This is a genomic window from Nocardia sp. NPDC051463, from assembly GCF_040681975.1.
GTDB lineage: Bacteria > Actinomycetota > Actinomycetes > Mycobacteriales > Mycobacteriaceae > Nocardia.
In genome coordinates this window covers 149,031-172,893 of record NZ_JBFBAB010000007.1, presented here as the reverse complement: position 1 = coordinate 172,893, position 23,863 = coordinate 149,031, and the positions used below count along the sequence as shown (strand labels likewise).

Here is a 23,863-nt window from a genome sequence, read left to right as displayed (position 1 = left end):
TGTCAGCCGGTCGACGTGTCCAGTCGACGGGCGCGATGGCGCACAGCTGCGGGAATCAGCTCAGTGCGCCGAGGATTCGCCCCGACTCGAAGACGGCGGCGCTGCCGGGCAGTTCACCGGGACGACCGCTGTTGAGCACCCGGACCGCGCCATTTCCGGTGCTGGGCCTGCCGAGCGCGTCCATGCGCCGAATCGTCTGCGTGGCAACGGCTTGCGCGCTGTCGAAGAGACGGACGCCGTCGGGCAGCGCGGCGAGGATGGCATCGATCACCAGCGGGTAGTGCGTACAGCCGAGGACTACACCCTCGACGTCGGCGGGGGTTTGCTCGGCGGCCCGTGCGATCGACTCCTTGGCTCCGGCGAGATCGCCCGCGTCGATAGCATCGGCCAAGCCGTGGCAGGCGACACCGACTACGTCGGCCGCGCCACCGAACCGGGCGATCAGATCCGCCTGATAGCGGCTGGCCGTCGTCGCCGCGGTGGCCCACACCGCCACCGATGAGCAGACGGCAGCCGCGGGCTTGATCGCGGGCACGGTGCCTATCACCGGCACCTCGGGACCGACCTCGGCGCGCACATGATCGAGCGCGGTGACACTTGCGGTATTGCACGGCAGCACGATTACCTCTGCGCCGAAATCGACCGAAGTGCGCGCCGCGCCGACCACCCGATCGATGGTCCACTGCTCCGGCTTCGGCCCCCACGGCGCACCATCCGGATCCAGTTGCAGCAGCAGGTCCACATCCGGTCGAAGCTTGCGCAGCCACGCAGCTGTGGTCAGCAACCCGAGGCCGGAATCGATGAGCGCGACGATCACGTGGTCCAACCTTAGTAGGCCGCCTGAAGACCACCGCCGGACACCGTCCACCGACAGCCGCACCGAACCGCACGCAGGCAAAACAGCCGCCTGACGAACACCCCCGAACACCGTCCACCGACAGCCGCACCGAACCCGCACGCAGGCGAGGCAGCCGCCTAACGAGTCGTGCCGAGCAGTTCCGCCACCGGGGCGCCCGCGGCGATCTTCGCGCGGACTTTCATGACCTGCGCGGTCATGCCCGCGCCGACCACGCCGGTGAGGTTGCCGTCCTGGGTGTAGTAGGCGAGGAACTTGCGGCCGTCGTCGGAGACGATGTGGACCTCGTCGGTCGCTGTCGGGGTGCCGAGGGCCTGGATTTTCATGTCGTACTGGTCGCTCCAGAAGTACGGCACCCGCGCCGCGGTCGGCGGTTGCGCGCCCAGCAGCGCACAGGCCAGCAGTTTTGCCTGCTCGCCCGCATTGGTCCAGTGCTCGACCCGCTTGCGCTGACCGGTCTCGTGCAGCCACGCGGCGACGTCGCCGACCGCCCACACACCCTCGACGGACGTGCGGCCCACCTCATCGGCGAGGACGCCGCCGCCCGCGGTCGGCTCGGCGAGCGCGATGCCGGAATCGGCGAGCCATTCGGTGACCGGCCGCGAGCCGACCCCGATGACCACCAGGTCGGCGGACACCTCGCTGCCATCGGACAGTCGCGCACCGCGCACCCGGTCGGCGTCGTCGGCGAGGAAGGTATCCAGTCCGGTGCCGCAGCGCAGATCCACGCCCTCGGCGCGATGCATCCTGGCGACCAGCGCACCGACCTGCTCGCCGAGCACCGAGGCCAGCGGCGTCGGCTGGGGTTCGATCAGCACCACGCGCACCCCGCCCGCACGGAAACTGGCCGCCAACTCACATCCGATGAACCCCGCACCGACCACCAGCGCCGTACTCGCACCGGACAATTCGGCCCGCAGCGCGGCGGCGTCGGCGTGCCCGCGCAGCACGTGCACACCCTTCAGGTCCGGCAGGCCGGGCAGTCGGCGCGGCCGCAGACCGGTCGCGATGATCAGCTGGGCATAGTCCAGCGTGCTTCCGTCGGCGAGAGCGACCTGCCGCGCCACGGTGTCGACGCCGACCGCCGCGGTATTCAGACGTAGATCGATCTGCTTTTCGACAAAGAATTCCTCCGGCCGGAGTGTGGTGTCGTCGGTCTCGCCACGCACGAACTGCTTGGACAGCGGCGGTCGGTCGTAAGGTAGCCGCGACTCCTCACCGACGAGGATCAGGGCGCCCTCGTATCCTGCGCGGCGCAGTTCCTCCGCGGTGCGCAGGCCGGCCAGCCCAGCGCCGACGATCACGATCGGCCCGTTCATGCGGCCTCTCCTTCGGTGTGGCCGGGCAGTCGCCGGGTCGAGTGGGCATCCGTAACTGAAGGTGACACGCAGCTCACCCTAACTTCCGCTTGGTCACCGTTCATAGTGAGGGCCGTCACTGTGCCGACCGGACCGCGACTACCACCGATTGGTGCCGCAACCGTGTCCGTATCGATATTGATCGGGCGGTCAATCAGAGTTGAATCATAGGCAGGAGAACATTCCATAGCTCGAGGAGGCACTCCATGTTCACCGAAAGTCGCACACAGGACTACCTGGCCATCGTGCTGGGAGTCTTCGCCGCGCTCTCACCCCTCTGGGTAGAGACGAATGACAACGGCCAGTGGTCACTGATCGTCCTGGGCGTTCTCATTGCTCTCACCGGACTCGCGCAGATCTACCGGCCCGCCGTGCAGGCCACCGACTACGCGATGGGCCTGTTCGGCGCACTGCTGTTCATTTCCCCATGGGCAATGGACTTCACCGACTACCGCGGCGCATCCTGGACCGCATGGGTAGTCGGGGTAGTGACGGTAGTGGTCGCGATCGCGGCGCTGCCGGCGATGTCGGCACGTCTGCACGACATGGCTCCACACCACTGATGCAGATGCCGAAACCGCATCGAGCACGGCGTCGCCGTAGCGCCAAGGTGGACGGCGACGCCCGGCAGCTCATCCTGGATGCCGCCGAAAAACTTTTCGCGGCACAAGGATTCGATGCGACCGCGACCGCGGCTATCGCCGGCGCGGCAGGCGTCCCCAAAGGCCTGGTCTTCTACTACTTCCCGACCAAGGATGCGATCCTGTCCGCGCTCATGACCGAACGGGTACCCCACCATCCGATCGACGACATCGGCACGGTGGTTGCCCCCGGTGACCCGGCCGCCAGCTTGATCAATCTCGATGCCGCGCTCAATCTGCGCGACAACCATTCCTCGGTACTGCGCGTCATCATGTGGCGCGAAGCCGACACCCACCCGGACGTCCGGCGCCAACTGCGCCACCTACGCGACCAAATGCTCGATATCACCGCCCGAGTCCTCCAAGCGAGTACGTCGACACCGGTTCAGCAAGGCACCCTGCGCGCTTGTGCGGCCGCCTGGGTTTCGGCCATGTTCGCGATCGCGAGCACCGACCGTCTGCATGCGCTCGACGGTCTGCCGCTGCCGACAACAGACGAACTGTTGAATGTGGCTCAGGTTGTCGCCGCAGGGATGACACAGCTCGGCTGACAACATTCTGAAAGGCCGCGCCTTCGCAATTGCGCGGCTGGGCCGTGATAAGTGTAATCAGTGCGCATTGGTATACCCACGCGAGGCACACTGATAACCGGGCTGCTGACCGGGATTCTCACGACGATGCTGATCGGTACCGGCACGGCGCCGGCGACACCGATCTACCCTGTCGCGGATCCCGATCCTTTCTATGCCGCGCCGGGCGATATCGCGGCAAAACGGCCGGGTGAGGTGATCGCGACCCGGCCGCTACCCCCGCTACTGGTCTTCCCGGATACCGACGTCACGCTCATCAAATTCCGCTCGACGAATTCCCGCGGACTACCCATCGCGGCGACAACCACCGTCCTGACACCGCACAGCCGTCAGCCCGACGGACCGCTGCTGTCCTACCAGCACATCATCAACTCGCTCGGAACCAAGTGCGCGATCTCCAGGACGCTCTACTCCGACGATTTCAATCTGCAGTTCAAGGAAGCGGCGGCGCTGAACGCGGTATTGCTGCACGGCTGGAGCGTCGCGCTGCCCGATCATCTCGGCCCGAACTTCGCCTACGGTGCGGCTCGGCTCGGCGGGCAGATCACTCTCGATGGAATCCGCGCGGCGCGTCAGGTTCCCGAGCTCGGTGTGCACAACAGCCCGGTCGCGATGGCAGGCTATTCCGGCGGTGGCATGGCGACCGCGTGGGCCGCCGCACTCGCACCTCGCTATGCACCCGAGCTCGACATCGTGGGCGCCGCGGCAGGCGGTGTGCCGACGAACATGGTGAAAATGTTGGAAGGCATCAGGTTCGATCCACATCCAGCCTTCGGACTGCTGATGGCGGCGGCCATCGGGCTGGAACGCGAATACCCCGACCGATTCCCGATCAGCGACTACCTCAATTCCCAAGGTATGGCAGCCCGCGACCGCATTGCCAACAGCTGCACCAGTGAAATTCTGGCCGCCGGAGCGTGGCGCAGCGCGCGCGATTTCGCAAGCAACATGTCACTCGCCAACGATCGAAACGCGCGAAGCGTCGTCGAGGAAAACAGCCTGGAGCTGTTCGACGGCGTGCCCAAAATGCCGATATTCGAATGGCATTCACCGACCGACCCGCTCATTCCGGTCGAAGCGACCATCAATACCAACCGTCGCTATTGCCAGGCCGGCGTACGGCTGCAGACCGAACTCACCGCCTCCCCCGAACACCTCACCGCCGCTGTCTTGGGCATCCCCGCGGCACTCGCCTGGCTGGAGGCCCGATTCCGCGGCGAGCCTGCGCCGACGAATTGCTGAACGGCGCCGGCCGTAGGCCCGCAGCGCCGCCGCTCAGGCCGCGTCGAGAAAGTCGGCGATATCAGCGGCGAAGCGTGGGTGCTTGATCGCACCCATGTGGCTGGTGCCGGGGTAGATGATCAAGCGGGAATTCGGGATGCCATCGGCGGTGTGGCGGAATGTAGCCGGGCTGTAGGCGCTGTCGCGCTCGCCGCCGATCACCAGGGTCGGGGCCGTGATGTCACCGAGGCGGCCGGAGAGGTCGAAGCCGTCTTCGGCCCGCACGAAGGCGAGGGTGTCGGCGGGATTCTTCGGACGTGCCAACGGGTCGGCCAACCACATGGCCGCCGCGCCGAGCCGTCCGAGGAGGGGCGAGGAGGCTGTGATGGGGGCCATGTGGTGCAACGCGCGGTGGCCCTCGGCCACCGCCTCCGCGTAGCGCAGCTGGGATCGGCGCGCATGGTCCTCCAGTCGGTAACCCGAGGAGGCGATCACCAACCTGCGCACCGCTGCGGGATGGTCTGCCGCCAGTTGCAGCGCGAGCGAGCCTCCTGAGGAAGCACCGAGAACATCTACCGGACCACCGAATTCGGCACGCAACGCCGCCGCGTGCTGGGTGGCGATATCGGCCATCGTCGTGCCATCGGGCATGCCCGGAGCACGGTTCACCGCGTAGACCCGGTAATGCCTCGCCAGCGGCGTGAGCGTGGCGATCTCCGAGTCACGCATCCACCCGCGCGGGTTGGCGTGGTCCGGTGTGAACCACCGCAGAAACACCAGCGGCCGCCCCGAGCCGAGCGCCAGATAGGGCAGCTCGTGCTCGAGCGTGCCCTCGGTGACGTCCAGCTGCGCGTTCTTGGCCATGCATCCTCCGAATAGTCGCAATCTCTCCCTACGACAGTGCGTCGGATTGCCGATGAAGTCCATGACCTCCGAGATGATGTCGTACTACTCGCCTGGTCGGTGCGTTGGGCAACGGCGCAAGTACGCAAACGGCGCCGCCCCTTTCGGGGCGACGCCGTTTGGTCAGTGAGTCAGAGAATCACTTGACGATCTTCGTGACGCGACCGGCGCCGACGGTGCGGCCACCCTCGCGGATCGCGAAGCGCAGGCCCTCGTCCATGGCGACCGGCTGGATCAGCTTGACGGACATCTCGGTGTTGTCACCGGGCATGACCATCTCGGTGCCCTCGGGGAGGGTCACAACGCCCGTCACGTCAGTCGTACGGAAGTAGAACTGCGGACGGTAGTTGTTGAAGAACGGCGTGTGGCGGCCACCCTCGTCCTTGGACAGGATGTAGGCCTGGCCCTCGAACTCGGTGTGCGGGGTGGTGGTGCCCGGCTTCACGACGACCTGGCCACGCTCGACATCTTCACGCTTGATACCACGAACCAGCAGACCGACGTTGTCGCCCGCCTGACCGTTGTCGAGCAGCTTGCGGAACATCTCGATGCCCGTGATGGTGGTCTTGGTGACCTTCTCGCGGATGCCGACGATCTCGACTTCCTCGTTCACGTTGATGATGCCACGCTCGATACGACCGGTGACGACGGTGCCACGACCGGTGATCGTGAAGACATCCTCGACCGGCATCAGGAACGGCTTGTCGGTCTCACGAACCGGAGTCGGGATCGACTCGTCGACCGCGTTCATCAATTCGACGATCGACTCGGTCCACTTCGGGTCGCCCTCGAGCGCCTTCAGACCGGAGACACGCACGACCGGCGCTTCCTCGTCGAACTCCTGGGCGGCCAGCAGTTCGCGGACCTCCATCTCGACGAGCTCGAGGATTTCCTCGTCGTCGACCATGTCCGACTTGTTCAGCGCGACCAGGATGTAGGGCACGCCGACCTGACGGGCGAGCAGCACGTGCTCGCGAGTCTGGGGCATCGGGCCGTCGGTGGCGGCGACCACCAGGATGGCACCGTCCATCTGCGCCGCACCGGTGATCATGTTCTTGATGTAGTCCGCGTGACCCGGCGCGTCGACGTGCGCGTAGTGGCGCTTGTCCGTCTGGTACTCGACGTGGGAGATGTTGATCGTGATACCACGAGCCTTCTCCTCCGGCGCCTTGTCGATCTGGTCGAACGCGAACGCCGCGTTCAGATCCGGGTACTTGTCAGCCAGCACCTTGGTGATCGCTGCAGTCAGCGTGGTCTTGCCGTGGTCGACGTGACCGATGGTGCCGATGTTGACGTGCGGCTTCGTCCGCTCGAACTTCGCCTTCGCCACTGTGGTGTCCTCCTGGACTTGTTGGTGCGTGCAGTTGCAGCAGTGCGGTTATTACTGGGGGTCGTACTGACTCCCGGCTGATGGGGCAAGCCGTGCGGCCTGCCCCGTCGGATTATTCGCCGGTCGCCTTGGCGATGATCTCCTTCGACACGTTGGCCGGAACCTCCGCGTACGAATCGAACACCATGGAGTAGTTCGCCCGGCCCTGGGTCTTCGACCGCAGATCACCGATGTAACCGAACATCTCCGAGAGCGGAACCAGCGCCTTGACGACACGGGCACCACTGCGTTCCTCCATGGCCTGAATCTGGCCACGGCGGGAGTTCAGGTCGCCGATCACATCACCCATGTAGTCCTCGGGCGTGATGACCTCGACCGCCATGAGCGGCTCGAGGATCACCGGACCGGCCTTACGGGCCGCTTCCTTCAGTGCCTGGGAGCCGGCGATCTTGAACGCCATTTCCGAGGAGTCGACGTCGTGGTACGCGCCGTCGAGCAGGATGACCTTCAGGTTCACCAGCGGGTAGCCCGCGAGCACACCGTACTGCATAGCATCCTGCGCGCCCGCGTCCACCGAAGGGATGTACTCGCGCGGAACGCGACCACCGGTGACCTTGTTCTCGAACTCGTAGGTCGCACCGTCCTCGCCGACGAACGGCTCGAGGGCGATGATGACCTTCGCGAACTGGCCGGAGCCACCCGTCTGCTTCTTGTGGGTGAACTCGAGCTTCTCGACCTTCTTGGTGATGGTCTCGCGGTAGGCCACCTGCGGCTTGCCGACGTTCGCCTCGACCTTGAACTCGCGACGCATACGGTCGACGAGGATGTCGAGGTGGAGTTCGCCCATGCCGCCGATGACGGTCTGGCCGGTCTCCTGGTCGAGCTTGACCGAGAAGGTCGGGTCCTCTTCCGACAGGCGCTGGATCGCGGTGCCCAGCTTCTCCTGGTCGGACTTGGTCTTCGGCTCGATAGAGACCTCGATGACCGGGTCCGGGAAGGTCATGGACTCGAGCACGATCTGGTTCTGCGGATCGGCCAGGGTGTCACCGGTGGTGGTGTCCTTGAGGCCGATCACCGCGTAGATGTGGCCCGCGGAGGCCACCGGTACCGGGTTCTCCTTGTTCGAGTGCATCTGGAACAGCTTGCCCAGACGCTCCTTCTTGCCTTTGGTCGAGTTGATGACCTGGGCGCCGGAGTCGACCTTGCCCGAGTACACCCGGACGTAGGTCAGCTTGCCGAAGAACGGGTGCACGGCGATCTTGAACGCCAGGGCGGCGAACGGCTCGTCGGCGCTCGGCTTCCGGGTCAGCACCTCTTCTTCCTTGCCGGGCACGTGGCCGGTGGTGGCCTCCACGTCCAGCGGCGAGGGCAGGTAGTCGATGACCGCGTCGAGCATGGGCTGGACGCCCTTGTTCTTGAACGCGGAACCACAGAGCACCGGGTACAGCTCGGAGTTGACCGTGAGCTTGCGGATGGCGCCCTTGATCTCGTCGATCGAGAGCTCCTCGCCGCCGAAGAACTTCTCGAGCAGCGCCTCGTCGGACTCGGCGATGGTCTCCAGCAGCTCCTGGCGGTAGATCTCCGCTTGGTCCGCGAGGTCGGCCGGGATCTCGACAACCTCGTACTCTTCGCCGAGCTTGGTCTCGCCCTTCCAGACCTTGGCGTTCATCTCGACCAGGTCGACGATGCCCTCGAAGGTGTCCTCGGCGCCGATCGGCAGCTGGATCACCAGCGGCTTGGCACCGAGACGGTCCTTGATGGTCTGCACGGTGAAGTAGAAGTCCGCGCCGAGCTTGTCCATCTTGTTGACGAAGCAGATACGCGGCACGTCGTACTTATCGGCCTGACGCCACACCTGCTCGGACTGCGGCTCGACGCCTTCCTTGCCGTCGAACACCGCGACGGCGCCGTCGAGCACGCGCAGCGACCGCTCCACCTCGACAGTGAAGTCGACGTGCCCGGGGGTGTCGATGATGTTGATCTGGTTGTTGTTCCAGAAGCACGTGGTTGCCGCGGAGGTGATGGTGATACCACGCTCCTGCTCCTGCTCCATCCAGTCCATGGTGGCTGCGCCATCGTGGACTTCACCGATCTTGTAGGTGATGCCGGTGTAGAAGAGGATGCGTTCAGTTGTGGTCGTCTTGCCCGCATCAATGTGGGCCATGATGCCGATGTTGCGGACCTTGTTCAGGTCGGTGAGCACGTCCTGTGCCACGGAAATCTTCCCCGCTCTGCTTGGTTCTGATTAGCTAGTTGGGATTTTCGGGGACGACCCTGTGGTCGTCACTATGTCAACGCCGGAAGCGGCGGTAAGTGCCGCGTCCGGCTGTGCCTCCCGACCCAATAACGACGGGCCGGGCAGACGTCACCAGCGGTAGTGCGCGAAGGCCCGGTTGGACTCGGCCATCTTGTGGGTGTCCTCGCGACGCTTCACCGAAGCGCCGAGGCCGTTGCTGGCATCGAGCAGCTCGTTGGCAAGACGCTCGACCATGGTCTTCTCACGGCGAGCCCGCGAGTAGTTGACCAGCCAGCGCAGCGCCAGGGTGTTGGAGCGGCCGGGACGAACCTCGACCGGCACCTGGTAGGTGGCGCCACCGACACGACGAGGCTTCACCTCGAGCGCGGGCTTGACGTTGTCCAGCGCACGCTTGAGGGTGACGACCGGATCGGTGCCGGTCTTCTCGCGTGCCTGCTCCAGCGCGCCGTAGACGATGCGCTCGGCGGTGGACTTCTTGCCGTCCAGCAGGATCTTGTTGACCAGCTGAGTGACCAGCGGCGACCCGTAGACCGGGTCGTTGATCAGCGGACGCTTGGGTGCGGGGCCCTTGCGTGGCATATCAGCTCTTCTCCTTCTTGGCGCCGTAACGGCTGCGGGCCTGCTTGCGGTTCTTCACACCCTGGGTGTCGAGCGAGCCACGGATGATCTTGTAGCGGACACCGGGGAGGTCCTTCACACGACCGCCACGCACGAGCACCATCGAGTGCTCCTGCAGGTTGTGGCCCTCGCCCGGGATGTAGGCCGTGACCTCGACCGCGCTGGTCAGGCGAACACGCGCGACCTTACGCAGCGCGGAGTTCGGCTTCTTCGGGGTCGTGGTGTACACGCGAGTGCACACGCCACGGCGCTGCGGGCTCCCCTTGAGGGCCGCGGTCTTGGTCTTGGAGACCTTGTCGCGACGACCCTTGCGGACCAGCTGGTTGATGGTTGGCATAGACCGGCTTTCCTTAATTAGTTAACGCGGTGTCTGGAACTTCATGTCGGTGTTCAGTTGGCGGCGTTCTCGGCGCCCTCCGTGGTCACGCAAGCTACCGCCTCCGGGCCCGTCGTTCACGCCGCTGTCATCGAGCTTTCACCCGCACGCCCAGCCGCGTTTCTCGCGTCCCGAGGTCGGGCGTGTCGCGCGCGGAGCAGGACCGATTTTCCGGGCACGCCAGGAAGGTCAGCCGCTTTCGCTGGCTTACGTCCACACACGAACTTGCCCGCATGCTTCCGGGCACAGCGATCCACGATACTCGTGGTCGCGACACAGGGTCAAAGTGGGGTGGGTAACCACCACGACCAGCAGTTCGATTCCAGGGTACCTACCTCGCGATATTCAGGGTCAATTCGACGAGTTTCTGCGCACCGACGCACGGGTCGGGATGGCCGGAGCCGGGACGGTAATTGATCCACCAGCCGACCACTCCGGTGTCGGCCGCGCTGGCGCTGACACCGCAGGAGTCGGGATCGTTGGGACGGTGCGTCTGCAGCGCCCGCTGGCCCTGCACGGTGATGTTGTTGGTGAGGTAGCCGAGTTTGTCGTTGTTGGTCTTCTCGTTGTTCAGCGAGCCGACCTCGTACCAGTTCAGGGTCACCATGGCGGTACCGCCGGGCGCATTGTCGACGTCCCACATGCACACCGCGCCGTAGAACGACGCCCCGGCGTCTGCGCCCTCGCCCACCGCCTTGCCGATCTGGTCCATCGAGACGGCATCGCACTCGCGCAACAGCTTGTCGAAGTTCGTATTGACCGACGATCCGGTCCCCGATCCGGCGGGATGCGCGGACCCGGGCACCGTGTGCCCGCAGCCTGCGACCGAAACGGCGACCCCGAACACGGCCAGCGCGGCGATCAGGCCGCGAGTTGTCGAACGGGCACGAAGACTCATCGCGAACTCCCTCACTGCAGCCGCTGCACGGTCAGCTCGGCGAGCTTGTGCATCCGGTCGCATGGATTGCCGGTCGCCGCGAAGAGACCGAACGACATCGACCATTCGAAGAAGTCGTCGTCGAGCTGCACGGCGAGATCACAGACCGTGCTGCCGGGCTCCAGCGCCTGGAATCCGACGCGGCCACCGACCTCGATCTTCTCCACGCCACGCCCCTGAGTGGTCACCCACGCCCGTTCCCGATCGATGGGGCTGCCTCGATACCCGGCGAAGGTGACGCTGGTCGAACCTTGTCCCGCGGACTGCCAATTGCAGCCGACCGAGTTCTTGAACACCCGGGACAGCTGCGCCAAACCCGCGATTTCGCGCACCTCGTCGTCGGTGACATGGCCGCACTCGCCGGCGAACGGACCCAGGGTGGCGACCTTCGGCGGCGGACGCAGTGGTGTGTTCGACGAATCGGAGTCGCCGCCCGAACCGCATGCCGACAGTGCCAAGGCCAAGGCCGCACCGATGACGATTGCCGACGGAATCCGCATGCCGTGAACTCTACCCATCGACACCCCACCCGGCCGGACATGACGGTGCAGCCGCGGCGGGTTCCGCAGCGCGGCTGCGCTCGCTATCATCAAAGTGCTTCACCGCGTGAGCAATTGGGGGGAACCCATGCTGATGAAATCGGCCGTTGCTGTCTTGATCATTGCGGGGCTGTGGGGCGGCCTCGCGGGAACAACCTCCGCTGGAGGCAATTTCCTCGGCCGCTACTACTGGCCGAGCGACTGCCTCGATCACGCGAATTGGTATCACAACCATGGGAATCCCCATGCTCGTTGCCAGCCGATCGTGATCAATGGCAAAGAGGTCTACAACCTCTCGGCGTCCTGACTCGGCGCTACCTCACAGGTTGCCTCTGGCTTCCTGTTCGCGTTCGATCGCCTGGAACAAAGCCTTGAAGTTGCCCTTGCCGAAGCCGAGCGAACCGTGTCGCTCGATCAGTTCGAAGAAGACGGTCGGGCGATCGGTGAGCGGCTTGCAGAAGATCTGCAGCAGGTAGCCGTCTTCGTCCCGGTCCACCAGGATGCCGCGACGCCGCAACTGGTCGACCGGCACGCGGACATGGCCGATACGGGCGCGCAATTCGGGGTCGGAGTAGTAGGTATCCGGCGTTTCCAGGAATTCGACGCCCTCACGGCGCAGGGTGTCGACGCAGGTGAGGATGTCACTGGTGGCCAGGGCGATGTGCTGCACGCCGGGCCCGCGGTAGAACTCGAGGTATTCGTCGATCTGCGAACGCTTCTTGCCCAGCGCGGGCTCGTTCAACGGGAACTTCACCCGGTGATTGCCATTGGCGACCACCTTGCTCATCAGCGCGGAGTATTCGGTCGCGATGTCGTCACCGACGAATTCGGCCATATTCGTAAAACCCATGACGCGCCGATAGAACTCGACCCACTGGTCCATCATGCCGAGCTCGACGTTGCCGACGACATGGTCGATCGCCTGGAACAGCCGCACCGGCGCACCCGCGCGCGGTTGATAGATGGAGCGGCGGGCGACATAGCCGGGCAGATAGGGTCCGTAGTACTTGGAACGGTCGACCAGCGTGTGCCGCGTCTCGCCGTAGGTGGCGATGGCCGCCGAGCGGACTGTGCCGAATTCGTCTGTCTCATCGTGTGGTTCGACCAGAATCGTCGCGCCGTGGGTGCGCGCCCAAGCGATACAGCGGTCCACGTCCGGGACCTCGAGTGCGATATCGGTGATGCCGTCGCCGTGACGGTCGTGATGGCCGACCAGCGGGCTGTCCGGATCGACCGCACCGGTGATCACGAACCGCGCGCCACCACTGCGCAGCACGAACGCCTTGTGGTCACGGTTGCCGGTCTCCGGTCCCGCGTAGGCCTCCAGCCGCATACCGAAGGCGGACTCCAGGAAGTGCGCGGTCTGCGTTGCGTTGCCGACCACCCAGACCAGGGCGTCCCACCCGATGACGGGGAACGGATCGACGCTGTCGTCGTGCTCGACCAGTCCGACGAGCCTGCGCAGCTCACCGTCGGTGGGTCGGGCCGTCGGCCGGGAATTCGGCAGGTTCTCGATGGTCATGATCCAAGGAAATCGTCCCCTATGGCGGTAGGCAATAGCGGTGGATTCCGATAGACACTCTGGCGAATTCGGCTAGCAAGACCCACAAGATGCTGGACAATTTGAATAGCATCACCGAGCACAACCCGCGCCACGAACGGAGGCCGACATGTCGCACACGCCGGCGAAACTCGACGAACTCGATCTCGCCATCCTGGCCGCGATGCACGAGTACCAGAAGGCGGGAATTCTCGAGCTGTCGCGCCGCACCAAGGTCGCACGGGCCACCGTCCAATCCAGGATCGGCCGGATGGAGGAATCCGGGGTCATCGCCTCTTACGACCCGCAAATCGACGTCACCGCCGCGGGTTTCGATGTGCAGGCGTTCGTCACGCTGGAGATCGCGCAGGGTGCGCTCGACACCGTCGCCGCCGAGCTCGACGCGATTCCCGGCGTGCTGGAGGCCTACGCGACCACCGGATCCGGCGACGTGCTGTGCCGGATCGGCGCCGACTCGCACGCCGGCCTGCAATCGGTGTTGCTGAGCATCGATCGGACGAGCTCGGTAGTGCGCTCACACAGTGTCATCGTGCTGTCGACGGTGATCCAACGCCGCACGCTGCCGCTGCTGCGCACCCTGACCCCCACCGGCACCACCAAGGCCCCCGCCTACCGCGACGCCCACGAGCGATAGTCGACCAATTCGTGGCCTGAGCTGTCTCAACGGGTTCGATGCCGAATACCGACAGCAGCAAGCCAGCGGATACGCAATACCGAGGGATCCGTGACGATCACCTCGGGCCGGGCGAGGACAGAACGCCCATGCACGCTGCCGAGCGTGTGCTCAATTATTGCCCTCGGCGGTCAAGTGGTCGGCGATGAGCGCGGCGCACGACTAACCACGAAGGGCGGGATCATGGAGCCATCCGGATCGATCGAGGCCAGCGCGCCTATCTTACCGTCACGACTGGTAGACATGAGGTCTCGGGCGGCCCAGACGTCTCCGGCGAAACCGTTGCCATGCAAATATCTGGCGAGTAGCGCGTGTGCATCCCCGCCAGCCGCGGCAGGGCTGCACGACACCTGCAGCAATGAGCTACCCGGATGCAGCTGGCAGGCCCGCTGGAAGTAGTTGCTCTGCTCGGCCAGACGACCGAAAACGATCCCATCGACGTGGACAACATCGTATTTCTGGATCTGCAGATTCTTGACCTTGATCGAATATCCAGTCCCACTGGCATGCGCATTCAGGACAGTCGGCTCCAACCCGTTTTCGGCGTCGTACCACGGAGCTGTCTCCGGCGAAGAGTCGCGCAAGGGCGTACCGCGCCGCCTGCGAGTCGCCACTTCCGAGACTGCCCACCTCGGGTAATACTCCTTGTTGCTCGAGGTGTGCCGCGAGCGTGCCCATTGCTGAATCAATGTGATGTCACCCCGTTTGCTGGGGAACGACACACCGATCATTCTCCCGTCGTGCGACCTCACCGGAACGCTCCGCACCTGCTCGAAGGCGAACTCGATGTAATGATTGTTTCGATCGAGGCCGTAGAGTGGGATCGGTGGGCGGTCGAACCCTTCATCGTCGACGAGGGTGTCAGCGATAGACGGTTGATCGACTGTGCCGCTCGGGGGAGTGTCCCAGGCACGGCGGACCGCGACTCCACCGTCCGTATCACCGCGCACCAGCCGACGAGCAGATTCGCCACTCTCCCAACCGAAACCGCGGACGAAGCTGCTGACCTCTCTCGTCGCACTATCGGTCGCATTGCCGATTCGTCTGGTGGCCTGCGTCATCAGTGCAGGCATGATGTCCGACACAAAGCACTCCATGATTCACACCAGGATCAGACGTGGCGACGGGCCTGCGATGGATCTCCCTCACTTCCTGCGCCACCGCGATTGCTATCAGGACCGCATTCGGACCAGTTACACACTGTCGCATGAGATTTCGGGGATCAAGGCGTATCTGCTTCACGATCGGGGCACCGGCATCGAACCTCATGTCGCCGCGGTAGCGGTGGGCCAGGGCTTCCGAGCGGGTCGGTTCGTCAGCGAGTTGTGCCTGCCTGCTCGCGGGACAACGCGATCAGGGGCGCAGGTCGGCGTCCACCTCGAGAATCTCGACGCGCGGCTGCTTGTCGGCCTCCAAAAACCCCAGCAGCGCATGCGATTCGGCCTCGACAGCCCGACGCTCGGCCGACGACCACTTCCTGGTCGGAGTGATGCGCAGGCGGGCGACGCCCTTCTCCGGGAAGATCTTGTAGAACCCGGAAAGGTAGCCGTCGAGCAGCACCGGCGACACCGCGGCGGCAAACGCGCGCAGCGGCACCGGCCGGCCGTCGGGCGCGATCCTGCTCCGATCCTGGTGCGAGAGAAGCGCGTTGTCGTACCAGCCGAGCAGGCGCACCGGGGCGGGCAGATCGGCGTCGGCCAGTACCCCGTCGGCGACGTCGTAGAGGGTGCGACCACGCTCGTCTGTGTAGGTGCGCAACCTGTCGCCCAGCAGCTCGACCGCTTTCTTCATGCCGGTCAGCTTCGACCACGTCTGCATGTCCATGGTGCTGGCCGGACCGAAGGCACGCAGGTACCGGAAAACCAACTCCGCCAACGGATAGGTCGGATCCAGTGGCGCACCGAGCCACGGCTCGACCCGGGACCAGACCGGTCTGCTGTTGTCCTTCCACTTCCCGCGTGGCGGAGTCTGGAGCACCGGCAGCTGATAGAGCCAGGTCTGCACGACCGCGCCCGCGTCCCGATCCGGCCACAGCTCGGCCGCCTGTGCGCGCAGGTCCGCCGCCGACATCGGCTCGTCCCCGAGCACCCGCTCGCCACGCGCGCGGACCTCCTCGGGATCGAGTCCGACCATCGCGCCATAGTTGAACCCCTTACGGAACGGGACCTTTTCGAGCTCGGGCTGCACGTGCGGTGCGATGCGCAAGGCATCCGGCGGCGTGACCAGGTGAATTGTGCCGCGCATCAACGTGATGCGAACCAGCGCGCGATCCTCGAGTCCTGCCGACACCGTCGCCGGATCGAAATCCGCTATGCGGCTCCATAATCCGACGAACGGCGGTGTCGAGTCCTGGGCCTGCAACCCGACGAGATGATCACACATCTCGGGCGTGGTCAGCGACGAGCGCTCCAGCAGATGCTGGCGGGCCAGCAGGGTCCGGTTCAATACCCGATTGGACAGCATCGTGCCGCGATTCCTCTGAGGGTGGTGGGGCGACAGGTGGGCCTGCCTCATGACTCGCTCAGGGTACGGCGCCGCACCGACATTCTCAGCGCACCGTAACCACGACTTTGCCGGTGGCGGTGCGATTGTCGAGTGACGCGACCGCCGCGGCGGCCTGCTCGAGCGGGTACCGCACCGGGTCCGGCGGCGCGATCTTGCCGGAGGCGAGCAGCGGTTCGACCTCGGCCCACTGCTCGGTCAGGTAGCCGGGATGCGTCATCACCCATTCGCCCCAGGCCGCGCCGGTCACCTCGACGTTCTTGAGCAGCAGCCGATTCACCTTGACCGTCGGGATTTCGCCGGCCGTGAAGCCGACAACCAGCAGGCGGCCCGCCGAGGCCAGCGATCGGATGCTGTCGGTGAAACGGTCACCGCCCACCGGGTCCAGCACGATGTCCACACCGCGGCCGCCGGTCAGTTCCTTGACCGCGGCGAGCCAGCCCTCGGTCAAGACCACATCGGTGGCACCGTTGGCGCGGGCCACCGCCGCCTTCTCCTCGGTGCTGACCACCGCGATCACCCGGCCCGCGCCGAGCGCGACCGCCATCCGCAGCGTCGAGGTGCCGATGCCGCCCGCGGCACCGTGCACGAGCACGGTCTCGCCCGCCGCGAGCCTGCCGCGGTTGCGCAGGCAGAAATGCACGGTCAGGTCATTGAACAGGATTCCTGCCCCAGCCTCCAGCGACACGTTGTCGGGCAGGCGGAACACCATCTGAGTGGGCGCGACAGCGACTTCGGCCATGGCGTTGCCGAGCAATGTCAGCGCCACCACCCGATCACCCGCCTTGACGTGCGCGTCCTCCGGCGCCTCCCGAACGATGCCCGCCACCTCGCCACCGACGACGAACGGCAGCTCCGGCTTCATCTGGTACAGACCACGCGTCATCAGGACATCGGGAAAAGCCACCCCCGCCGCATGCACGTCGATGACCACGCCCCCCGGATACTTCGCGGGCTCCGGGATCTCCACGATCTCGATCGCTTCGGGCCCCTCCAACTTGCTGAGCTGGGCTGCGCGCATGTGCCGACCTCTCTGTCCACTCGCCGACGCGGAACTCGCCGGCGACGCTGTGACCAACATAATGCGCAGCGCCCGATACCCACTTCGGCGCACCTGTCCGGACGAGCGCATTTTGTTATGCTGGCCGCGACTTATGGTCGGGCGGGAAGGGGGATTTCCTATGCAGGTCAATCCGGAAACGTTGAAATCGTTCGCGACGAACCTCGATGCCGAAGCGGGCGCCATTCAGAAGTTCAACGAGGGGGCGGGCTTCGGCGTCGCGAGCAATGCACTGCCGGGCACCGAATTCGGCGGCACTGTGCAGCAGGCAACCGATGTGGTCAACCGTTGCCTGCAGCGAATCGGTGAGCGTCTCACGACCGTCGCGGGCAATATGCACAATGCGGCGGGCGCATACGAGCTGACCGAAGACGACTTCGCTGCGAAACTCCGCACGATCGGACTACAGGTGTCATGACGCTGACCATTCCTGATGTAGAAAAGTGGGCGCCCGACCAGCTGACCACCGCGGGCGATCACGCCGACGGAATGGCGAGCAAGCTGGACACCGCGGTCAAGGGCGGCTCCGACAAGACCCGGGCGCTGACCTGGTCCGGCGCTGCCGCCACCGCGGCGAATGCGCGGATGGACATCGAACAGACGCGCGCGGGCAGCGTCAGCGCGGCACTGCAAGGCCTCCATACCGCGTTCACCTCCCAGGTGGACAACCTGAAGAACGCCAAGACCAAGGTGCTGCAGCTACGCGACCTGGCCACCGCGCCGAGTGCCGCCCAGGACGGGGCGCAACCCGTACCCGGTTTCAAGGTCGAGCCCAATGGAACCGTCACGGCCGACGACCGGATTGCGAAGGTCTGCGCACTGATGAACGGCCAGCAGCGGGTGGACGAGTCTTTGCGCATTCTTCGGGATGCGGCAACCTGGCAGGTCGATATCACCAACGCGCTGCAGCAGGCGGAAAGCGTTGCGGAACAGGCGAAAACGCAGGTCGCCCAGGCTGTGGGGAACCTACAGGCCGCCTACGACGCCCTCGGCGAACCGAAATCCGGCACCACACCCGCACCGACGCCGACCACACCGGCCGCGACCGATACCGCGACACCCGTCGCCTCGAGCAAGCCCAACTATGCGACCGGCGGCAATCACAACAACAGCGGTGGCGGTGGCTCCCATTCGTCCTCGGGAACGCCGTCTACCGGCAGCCCGAGTTCCGGCTCCCCGACCAGTTCCGGCTCCCCGACCGGGCCGATGCCCTCCGGTGATGTCGCCGAATGGATCAAGAAGGCCAAAGAGAAACTGATCGCGATGGGCTACAGCCCCGATCAGATCGATGAGCGCGCGCTCGCGATGATCATCGAGCACGAGTCCGGCGGAAACCCGCAGATCGTCAACAACTGGGACAGCAATGCGGCCGCCGGTCACCCCTCGAAGGGGTTGATGCAGACCATCGACAGCACGTTCAACGCGTACAAAGCACCCGGCCACGACGATATCTACGACCCGGTCGACAACATCATCGCCGGTACGCGCTATACGATCGACCGGTACGGCTCGCTGTCCAATGTTCCGGGTGTGGCCGCCGTCAACAGCGGCGGGGCGTATCAGGGTTACTGACCGCCGGTGCTATCTGGTCGGGCCGAAGGTCAGATTGTTCGCGGCGAGCGCGGCGCGGAGCTTGACGATGGCGGTGGGCCCGACACCGTGCAACGCGGCCACGTCGCGTTCGGTCCATGAGGTGAGGTCGCAGAGGCGCTGAATTCCGGCCGCGGCGAGGGCTCGTTCGGCGGGTCTGCCGAGTTTCCCGGGGAGGTCTGAGTCGGTCATAGCGCCTATTTTGCCTGCTGAGATGACATATGCGGGAGTACAGGCGACTCGCCGCGAGGGTGTGACGTACAACCCGTAAAGTCATCTCAGAACAAGCACCGCACGAGAACGCGGCACAACGTGCAGCGCGAGGAGCACCAGTGTCACTCGAACAGCCACTCGCCCCGCTTCCCCAGGAGGGCATGGGGTTTGCTTCGGCGTGGCCTCTGCGGGCTGGCGATGTAGATCCGTACAACCGCTTGCGATTCGATGCGGTCGCCCGCTATCTGCAGGACATTGCGGGCGAAGAGCTGGAGCAGACCTTCCTCAACCGAACCGATCCGAACTGGATTGTCCGGCGCACTGTTATCGACGTGATCCGGCCGATTCTCTGGCCGGACAAGGTGCAGCTGCTGCGGTGGTGTTCGAGCATGTCGACCAGGTGGACGAACATGCGGGTGCGGGTGACCAGCTCGAACGGTGGGTTGATCGAGACCGAGGGCTTCTGGATCAATATCAGTGAGTCGAACAACATGCCCGCGCGGATCAGCGATGACGGCTTGGCCTACCTGGCACAGACCACCACCGAGCATCGGCTGCGCTGGCGGCCGTATCTCACCGACACCACGCCGGCGGAGTCGGATACGGACATGCCGTTCCCGGTGCGCGCCACCGACATCGACCAGTACAACCACGTCAACAACGCCTGTTATTGGCAGGCGGTGGAGCAGTATCTCGCCGAGTACCCCAAGCTGGTCGCCGCACCGCACCGTGCGGTGATCGAGTACGTGGCGCCGGTACTCGCGCGTCAGCATGTGACGGTGCGCAGCCGTTATGAACCGGGTGACCGATCCGGTCACCCGGTACTGCGGCTGTGGTTCGTCGTCGGCGGCACCACCACCACGGTGGTTCGCATCATGCCGCTGCCCGCCTGAGGCGGCCCACCGCAGTAGCTGCTGTCGCGAAGACGAGACGCCGGTCGGATCGTCGGACTTCCGACCGGCGTCATTTTCCTCAGCCGCGTGCGGCCTTGATCAGGTCCTCGCGGCTGGTGAACTTGACCCGAGGGCGACCGGCGGCCTTGCCCGCCGACTTCTCCGCCAGATCGATCGCCTTCCAGCCCTGCCGGTCGACCAGGTCGGCCTGGCGCTCACTGACCAGCGCCTTCAGCGCCGCCCGATCGCCCTGCGGCACACCGAGTTTGCCGGCGGTGAAGTCGGAGATCAGCTGCTCGACGGTCTCCTCCGAGTCGATCCGATTGGAGCCGATCACGCCGCGCGGACCGCGTTTGATCCAGCCGCTGACGTACACGCCCGGGATCGGGATGCCATCGTCACCGAGCACTCGTCCGTGCTCGTTGGGCACCACCGCGCGACGCTCGTCGAAGGGCAGGTCCTTGATCGGTTCGCCCTTGTAGCCGATGGACCGCAGCACCAGCGAGGCATCCACACTGTCGGTACGCTCGGTTGCCCGCGCCACCAATCGGCCGCCCTCATCGACCAATTCGTTGTGCACGAATTCGACTGTCTCGACATGCTCGGCGCCGGTGAGCGCCGTCGGCGAGCCCAGGTAGCGGAAGACGATCCGCCGGTTGGCCGGATCGCGCCGACCTGCGGCGTACTCCTTCGCCAAGGTGTACTTGAGCTGCAGCGACGGCTCGACCTTCGGGTCGTCCAGCAGAGCCTGGCTGCCCGCGTCGAGGGCAAGATCGGCCTCGTCGACAACGATGTCCACACCCTTCAGGTGCGCCAGCGCCAGGAATTCCGACGAGGTGTACGCCGCTTGCAGCGGGCCACGCCTGCCGAGCACGACCACTTCGCGAATATTGCTGCGCCGCAGCGCATCGAGGGCGTAGTCGGCGATGTCGGTCTTGGCGAGCTCGTCCGGATCGACGGTCAGCACACGCGCGACATCGAGGGCGACATTGCCGTTGCCGACGATCACCGCTCGCTCGCCGGAGAGATCGAACTGACGGTCCGCGTAATCAGGGTGGCCGTTGTACCAGGCGACGAACTCGGTCGCAGAGTGGCTGCCCGGCAGGTTCTCACCGGGCACGCCCATGTGACGGTCGGTGGCAGCGCCGACGGCGTAGATGACGGCGTGATGGTGGGCCAGCAGTTCCTCGTGCGTGATGTGTGTGCCGACCTCGACATTGAGGTAATACTGCAACGTCTCCCGCCGGAACGCGGACTCGAACAGACCCGAGACGGTCTTGGTGCCGGGATGGTCGGGGGCGACACCCGCACGCACCAGACCCCACGGTGTCGGCAGCCGGTCGAACATCTCGACCTCCACGTCGGCCCGGCGCAGCAGCTCGTCGGCCGCGTAGCAGGCCGCGGGTCCGGCGCCGACGATCGCAACCCGCAAGGTACCCAGGTCCTTCGGCGGCCGCGCGGGTGTCACGATCGGATCGAAGTTCGATTCGAGCGGGTGTCGTTGGAAGTACGCGGCATTGATATCGCGATACCTGGCTAGCGACGCAGTCAGATCATCTTCGGAGAAGATGGCCTCCACCGGGCACGCGTCGACACAGGCACCGCAATCGATGCAGGTGTCGGGGTCGATGTAGAGCATCTCGGTCGTCGCGAACTCCGGCTGATCCGGTGTGGGACGAATGCAATCGACCGGGCACTCGGAGACGCAGCTGGCGTCGTTGCAACAACGCTGCGTGATTACGTAGGCCATAGTGTGCAGATCCTCGAAAATGTGCGTGGGCTGTAGGCCACCCAAGGGTTGAAGGTGGGCAGAAGCGTGACGACAGTGGACCCGCGGGAGGGTCCCGCAGGGCGCCGCGTTGTGACGCCGCTTTCAGTTTGCCTCGAGTGTGGTTCATGCCTCTCGACCGGAGGCCCTACGGTATCCCTATGGTGCGGACTCTGATCCTCATGCGGCACGGAAAATCGGCCTATCCGGACGGTGTCGCCGACCACGAACGCCCGCTCGCGCCGCGCGGACAGCGCGAAGCGGGCCTGGCGGGGCGATGGTTGCGCGATACTCAGCCGCGGATCGATGCCGTGCGGTGCTCGACCGCGACACGCACCCGGGAAACGCTGGCCGCCACCGGGATCGACGCGCCGGTCGTCTATGAATCCGGTATCTACGAGGCCTCGCCGCGGACTCTCATCGAACTGGTCCAGCTCAGCGACGACGATGTCTCGACCTTGTTGGTGATCGGGCACGCGCCCGGAATGCCGTGGACGGCATGGGAGCTGGCGGGCAACCGTGACTCGATGCAGGCGGTCGAGCTCAGCAGGAAGTTCCCCACCTCGGCACTCGCGGTGCTCGAGTTCGACCGCCCGTGGGCCGACGTCGACCCGGGCACCGGAGAACTCGTGCGCTTCCACATTCCACGCTGAGGGGTTCCTCGATGCCACGCTGACCAGCTCCCGGGCCGTGTCGCCGATGCCCAACGGCATCGGCCGCGATGTCAGTGCAGCAGCTTGCCGCCGACAACAACGACAATGCCGAGCACAACAAGCAGCACGAAGGCAGCGAACCCGCCGACCAGCCACCAGACGAGACCGAGCGCGACGACGAACGGCGCCACCGCGATGGCGGTGATCACCGGGCTTTCCTTGACCGTGGCCCAGGCCGCACGCGCCCTGACCCGATCGATGTCCTTACCTGGCATGCCCCCAGCGTAGGCGCGAATCCCAGACTTTGTCGGGCCTCGGTGGGATGCTCGGACCATGGATTGGAAAATCGAGCTCGTCGCCATTCCGGTCACCGACGTCGACCGGGCCAAGGATTTCTACACCAAGATCGGCTTTCATGCCGATCACGATGAAAGCCCCACCGAGGACATTCGTTTCGTCCAACTGACCCCGCCCGGTTCCGGCTGTTCGATCTGTATCGGCAGGGGCATCACCGAGGCCGCACCCGGCAGCGTCGAGGGCATGCAGGTCGTTGTCGCCAGCGCCGAAGCGGCCTATCAACAGCTGGTCGCGGCTGGTGTGGAAGCCTCACCGGTCAAGGACATGGGCTGGGGCTTGTTCACGTTCTTCGCCGATCCCGACGGCAACAAGTGGGCCGTCCAGGAACTGCCGAAGCGCGACTGACCCGGCCGCCTCGGCGCCTCGCCCGTTCGACGACGTTCCGGTTCGGCGCGAGAATAGCCTTGCTTGGAGTGCGCTCCAGGTGGGTAACGTCGTCGGTGTTCCGTGGGAAGGGCGAGTGCAGTGAGCGAAACCGCACGTCAGAGTGTTGTCAATGCCGACAGGGAGCGCCCGAGGTACTCGATCGGCGATGCCGCCGACCGCTCGGGCCTCAGCCGGGACACTTTGCGCTGGTACGAGCGGATCGGGCTGATGGACTATATCGGGCGCGATCACACCGGGAAGCGGCGGTTCAGCGACCGCGATCTGGAGTGGCTCGCGCTCATCGGCAGGCTGCGCACCACCGGAATGTCGGTGGCCGATATGGTCCGCTACGCCGAACTGGTCCGGGCAGGCGATTCCACGTTCCCGCAACGGCTCGAGATGTTCCGCAACACTCGCGCCGAGGTACTCGCCAAGATCGATGAACTGCGCCAGACCGTGGCCGTACTGGACTACAAGATCGATGTGTACGAGGGCAAAGCCTCGGCGATCCGACCGGCAATTCTCACCGCGGACCACAGCGGAAAGCTCGAGGCGTGACCTCCGCGACCATCGACCCACCCAAGAGAGCAGGAGATCATCT

General features: G+C 65.3%; 27 protein-coding genes. 11 read left to right on the top strand and 16 right to left on the bottom strand.

Annotated elements, in window-relative coordinates; genetic code table 11:
• Window positions 1-55: 55 nt before the first annotated feature.
• Both AB0M74_RS13155 and AB0M74_RS13150 read right to left on the bottom strand, forming a co-directional pair.
• The gene (locus AB0M74_RS13155; RefSeq protein WP_364905801.1) at window positions 56-817 is read right to left on the bottom strand and encodes an aspartate/glutamate racemase family protein; all 762 of its coding nucleotides are present in this window, start codon (window positions 815-817) and stop codon (window positions 56-58) included.
• A gap of 158 nt (window positions 818-975) precedes the next feature.
• Entirely contained in the window at window positions 976-2,175 is a 1,200-nt protein-coding gene (locus AB0M74_RS13150; RefSeq protein ID WP_364905798.1) for an FAD-dependent oxidoreductase, read from the bottom strand.
• Window positions 2,176-2,420: 245 nt separating this feature from the next.
• Between AB0M74_RS13150 and AB0M74_RS13145 the strand changes: the two genes are divergently transcribed.
• The 3 genes from AB0M74_RS13145 to AB0M74_RS13135 all read left to right on the top strand — a co-directional run bounded on the left by AB0M74_RS13145 (window position 2,421) and on the right by AB0M74_RS13135 (window position 4,687).
• On the top strand, window positions 2,421-2,777 hold the full coding sequence (locus tag AB0M74_RS13145; protein ID WP_364905795.1) for an SPW repeat protein: 357 nt from the start codon (window positions 2,421-2,423) through the stop codon (window positions 2,775-2,777).
• Window positions 2,778-2,782: 5 nt separating this feature from the next.
• A complete protein-coding gene (locus tag AB0M74_RS13140) occupies window positions 2,783-3,406 on the top strand; it encodes a TetR/AcrR family transcriptional regulator (protein ID WP_364905792.1) in 624 nt (207 codons plus the stop codon).
• 126 nt (window positions 3,407-3,532) lie between these two features.
• Complete coding sequence (locus AB0M74_RS13135) at window positions 3,533-4,687, top strand: lipase family protein (RefSeq protein WP_364905789.1); 1,155 nt, start codon at window positions 3,533-3,535, stop codon at window positions 4,685-4,687.
• A 33-nt stretch (window positions 4,688-4,720) separates the two neighbouring features.
• Here the strand turns inward: AB0M74_RS13135 and AB0M74_RS13130 are convergent, their stop codons facing one another.
• The 7 genes from AB0M74_RS13130 to AB0M74_RS13100 form a co-directional block, all read right to left on the bottom strand.
• The gene (locus tag AB0M74_RS13130) at window positions 4,721-5,530 is read right to left on the bottom strand and encodes an alpha/beta hydrolase (RefSeq protein WP_364905786.1); all 810 of its coding nucleotides are present in this window, start codon (window positions 5,528-5,530) and stop codon (window positions 4,721-4,723) included.
• 178 nt (window positions 5,531-5,708) lie between these two features.
• A complete protein-coding gene (tuf, locus tag AB0M74_RS13125; RefSeq protein ID WP_364905783.1) occupies window positions 5,709-6,899 on the bottom strand; it encodes an elongation factor Tu in 1,191 nt (396 codons plus the stop codon).
• Between the two features lie 112 nt (window positions 6,900-7,011).
• Window positions 7,012-9,114 carry an elongation factor G gene (fusA, locus tag AB0M74_RS13120; protein ID WP_364905782.1) on the bottom strand — a complete coding sequence of 701 codons (2,103 nt, stop codon included), beginning with the start codon at window positions 9,112-9,114 and terminating at the stop codon, window positions 7,012-7,014.
• A 150-nt stretch (window positions 9,115-9,264) separates the two neighbouring features.
• Window positions 9,265-9,735 carry a 30S ribosomal protein S7 gene (gene rpsG / locus AB0M74_RS13115; protein ID WP_040739280.1) on the bottom strand — a complete coding sequence of 157 codons (471 nt, stop codon included), beginning with the start codon at window positions 9,733-9,735 and terminating at the stop codon, window positions 9,265-9,267.
• 1 nt (window position 9,736) lies between these two features.
• Window positions 9,737-10,111, bottom strand: coding sequence for a 30S ribosomal protein S12 (gene rpsL, locus AB0M74_RS13110; protein ID WP_019049359.1), 375 nt, complete (start codon window positions 10,109-10,111; stop codon window positions 9,737-9,739).
• Between the two features lie 370 nt (window positions 10,112-10,481).
• Entirely contained in the window at window positions 10,482-11,048 is a 567-nt protein-coding gene (locus AB0M74_RS13105) for a DUF3558 domain-containing protein (protein WP_364905781.1), read from the bottom strand.
• 11 nt (window positions 11,049-11,059) lie between these two features.
• Complete coding sequence (locus tag AB0M74_RS13100) at window positions 11,060-11,587, bottom strand: DUF3558 domain-containing protein (RefSeq protein ID WP_364905779.1); 528 nt, start codon at window positions 11,585-11,587, stop codon at window positions 11,060-11,062.
• A gap of 127 nt (window positions 11,588-11,714) precedes the next feature.
• Between AB0M74_RS13100 and AB0M74_RS13095 the strand changes: the two genes are divergently transcribed.
• Window positions 11,715-11,933, top strand: coding sequence for a hypothetical protein (locus AB0M74_RS13095; protein ID WP_364905778.1), 219 nt, complete (start codon window positions 11,715-11,717; stop codon window positions 11,931-11,933).
• A 12-nt stretch (window positions 11,934-11,945) separates the two neighbouring features.
• Here the strand turns inward: AB0M74_RS13095 and hppD are convergent, their stop codons facing one another.
• On the bottom strand, window positions 11,946-13,148 hold the full coding sequence (gene hppD, locus AB0M74_RS13090) for a 4-hydroxyphenylpyruvate dioxygenase (RefSeq protein ID WP_364905776.1): 1,203 nt from the start codon (window positions 13,146-13,148) through the stop codon (window positions 11,946-11,948).
• A 148-nt stretch (window positions 13,149-13,296) separates the two neighbouring features.
• Between hppD and AB0M74_RS13085 the strand changes: the two genes are divergently transcribed.
• Window positions 13,297-13,821, top strand: a complete 525-nt coding sequence (locus AB0M74_RS13085) for an Lrp/AsnC ligand binding domain-containing protein (RefSeq protein WP_364905773.1) — start codon at window positions 13,297-13,299, stop codon at window positions 13,819-13,821.
• A gap of 170 nt (window positions 13,822-13,991) precedes the next feature.
• Here AB0M74_RS13085 and AB0M74_RS13080 read toward each other — a convergent pair whose 3' ends face one another.
• The 3 genes from AB0M74_RS13080 to AB0M74_RS13070 all read right to left on the bottom strand — a co-directional run bounded on the left by AB0M74_RS13080 (window position 13,992) and on the right by AB0M74_RS13070 (window position 17,383).
• Window positions 13,992-14,591, bottom strand: a complete 600-nt coding sequence (locus AB0M74_RS13080; RefSeq protein ID WP_364905771.1) for a hypothetical protein — start codon at window positions 14,589-14,591, stop codon at window positions 13,992-13,994.
• A gap of 622 nt (window positions 14,592-15,213) precedes the next feature.
• The gene (locus AB0M74_RS13075; RefSeq protein WP_364905768.1) at window positions 15,214-16,323 is read right to left on the bottom strand and encodes a winged helix DNA-binding domain-containing protein; all 1,110 of its coding nucleotides are present in this window, start codon (window positions 16,321-16,323) and stop codon (window positions 15,214-15,216) included.
• Window positions 16,324-16,408: 85 nt separating this feature from the next.
• The gene (locus tag AB0M74_RS13070) at window positions 16,409-17,383 is read right to left on the bottom strand and encodes an NADPH:quinone oxidoreductase family protein (protein WP_364905765.1); all 975 of its coding nucleotides are present in this window, start codon (window positions 17,381-17,383) and stop codon (window positions 16,409-16,411) included.
• Window positions 17,384-17,543: 160 nt separating this feature from the next.
• On the opposite strand from AB0M74_RS13070, the gene AB0M74_RS13065 reads away from it, so the two are divergent.
• Window positions 17,544-17,840 (top strand): type VII secretion target, encoded by a 297-nt coding sequence (locus tag AB0M74_RS13065; protein WP_364905762.1) that lies wholly within the window; start codon window positions 17,544-17,546, stop codon window positions 17,838-17,840.
• Window positions 17,837-18,994 (top strand): transglycosylase SLT domain-containing protein, encoded by a 1,158-nt coding sequence (locus AB0M74_RS13060; protein WP_364905759.1) that lies wholly within the window; start codon window positions 17,837-17,839, stop codon window positions 18,992-18,994. The genes AB0M74_RS13065 and AB0M74_RS13060 overlap by 4 nt, the downstream gene beginning before the upstream one ends.
• 9 nt (window positions 18,995-19,003) lie before the next feature.
• Here AB0M74_RS13060 and AB0M74_RS13055 read toward each other — a convergent pair whose 3' ends face one another.
• Window positions 19,004-19,204: a hypothetical protein gene (locus tag AB0M74_RS13055; RefSeq protein ID WP_364905756.1), complete on the bottom strand. Its 201-nt coding sequence runs from the start codon at window positions 19,202-19,204 to the stop codon at window positions 19,004-19,006.
• A gap of 140 nt (window positions 19,205-19,344) precedes the next feature.
• Here AB0M74_RS13055 and AB0M74_RS13050 point away from each other — a divergent pair, with 140 nt between their 5' ends.
• Window positions 19,345-20,118 (top strand): acyl-ACP thioesterase domain-containing protein, encoded by a 774-nt coding sequence (locus AB0M74_RS13050; RefSeq protein ID WP_364905753.1) that lies wholly within the window; start codon window positions 19,345-19,347, stop codon window positions 20,116-20,118.
• A gap of 79 nt (window positions 20,119-20,197) precedes the next feature.
• Here the strand turns inward: AB0M74_RS13050 and AB0M74_RS13045 are convergent, their stop codons facing one another.
• Window positions 20,198-21,868: an FAD-dependent oxidoreductase gene (locus tag AB0M74_RS13045; RefSeq protein ID WP_364905750.1), complete on the bottom strand. Its 1,671-nt coding sequence runs from the start codon at window positions 21,866-21,868 to the stop codon at window positions 20,198-20,200.
• Between the two features lie 179 nt (window positions 21,869-22,047).
• Here AB0M74_RS13045 and AB0M74_RS13040 point away from each other — a divergent pair, with 179 nt between their 5' ends.
• Window positions 22,048-22,539: a histidine phosphatase family protein gene (locus AB0M74_RS13040; protein ID WP_364905747.1), complete on the top strand. Its 492-nt coding sequence runs from the start codon at window positions 22,048-22,050 to the stop codon at window positions 22,537-22,539.
• Window positions 22,540-22,610: 71 nt separating this feature from the next.
• Here the strand turns inward: AB0M74_RS13040 and AB0M74_RS13035 are convergent, their stop codons facing one another.
• Window positions 22,611-22,814: a hypothetical protein gene (locus AB0M74_RS13035; protein WP_364905744.1), complete on the bottom strand. Its 204-nt coding sequence runs from the start codon at window positions 22,812-22,814 to the stop codon at window positions 22,611-22,613.
• A 58-nt stretch (window positions 22,815-22,872) separates the two neighbouring features.
• Between AB0M74_RS13035 and AB0M74_RS13030 the strand changes: the two genes are divergently transcribed.
• Together AB0M74_RS13030 and AB0M74_RS13025 are read left to right on the top strand one after the other, a co-directional pair.
• A complete protein-coding gene (locus tag AB0M74_RS13030; RefSeq protein ID WP_364905741.1) occupies window positions 22,873-23,241 on the top strand; it encodes a VOC family protein in 369 nt (122 codons plus the stop codon).
• 120 nt (window positions 23,242-23,361) lie between these two features.
• On the top strand, window positions 23,362-23,820 hold the full coding sequence (locus AB0M74_RS13025) for a MerR family transcriptional regulator (protein ID WP_364905738.1): 459 nt from the start codon (window positions 23,362-23,364) through the stop codon (window positions 23,818-23,820).
• The last annotated feature ends 43 nt before the right edge of the window (window positions 23,821-23,863 follow it).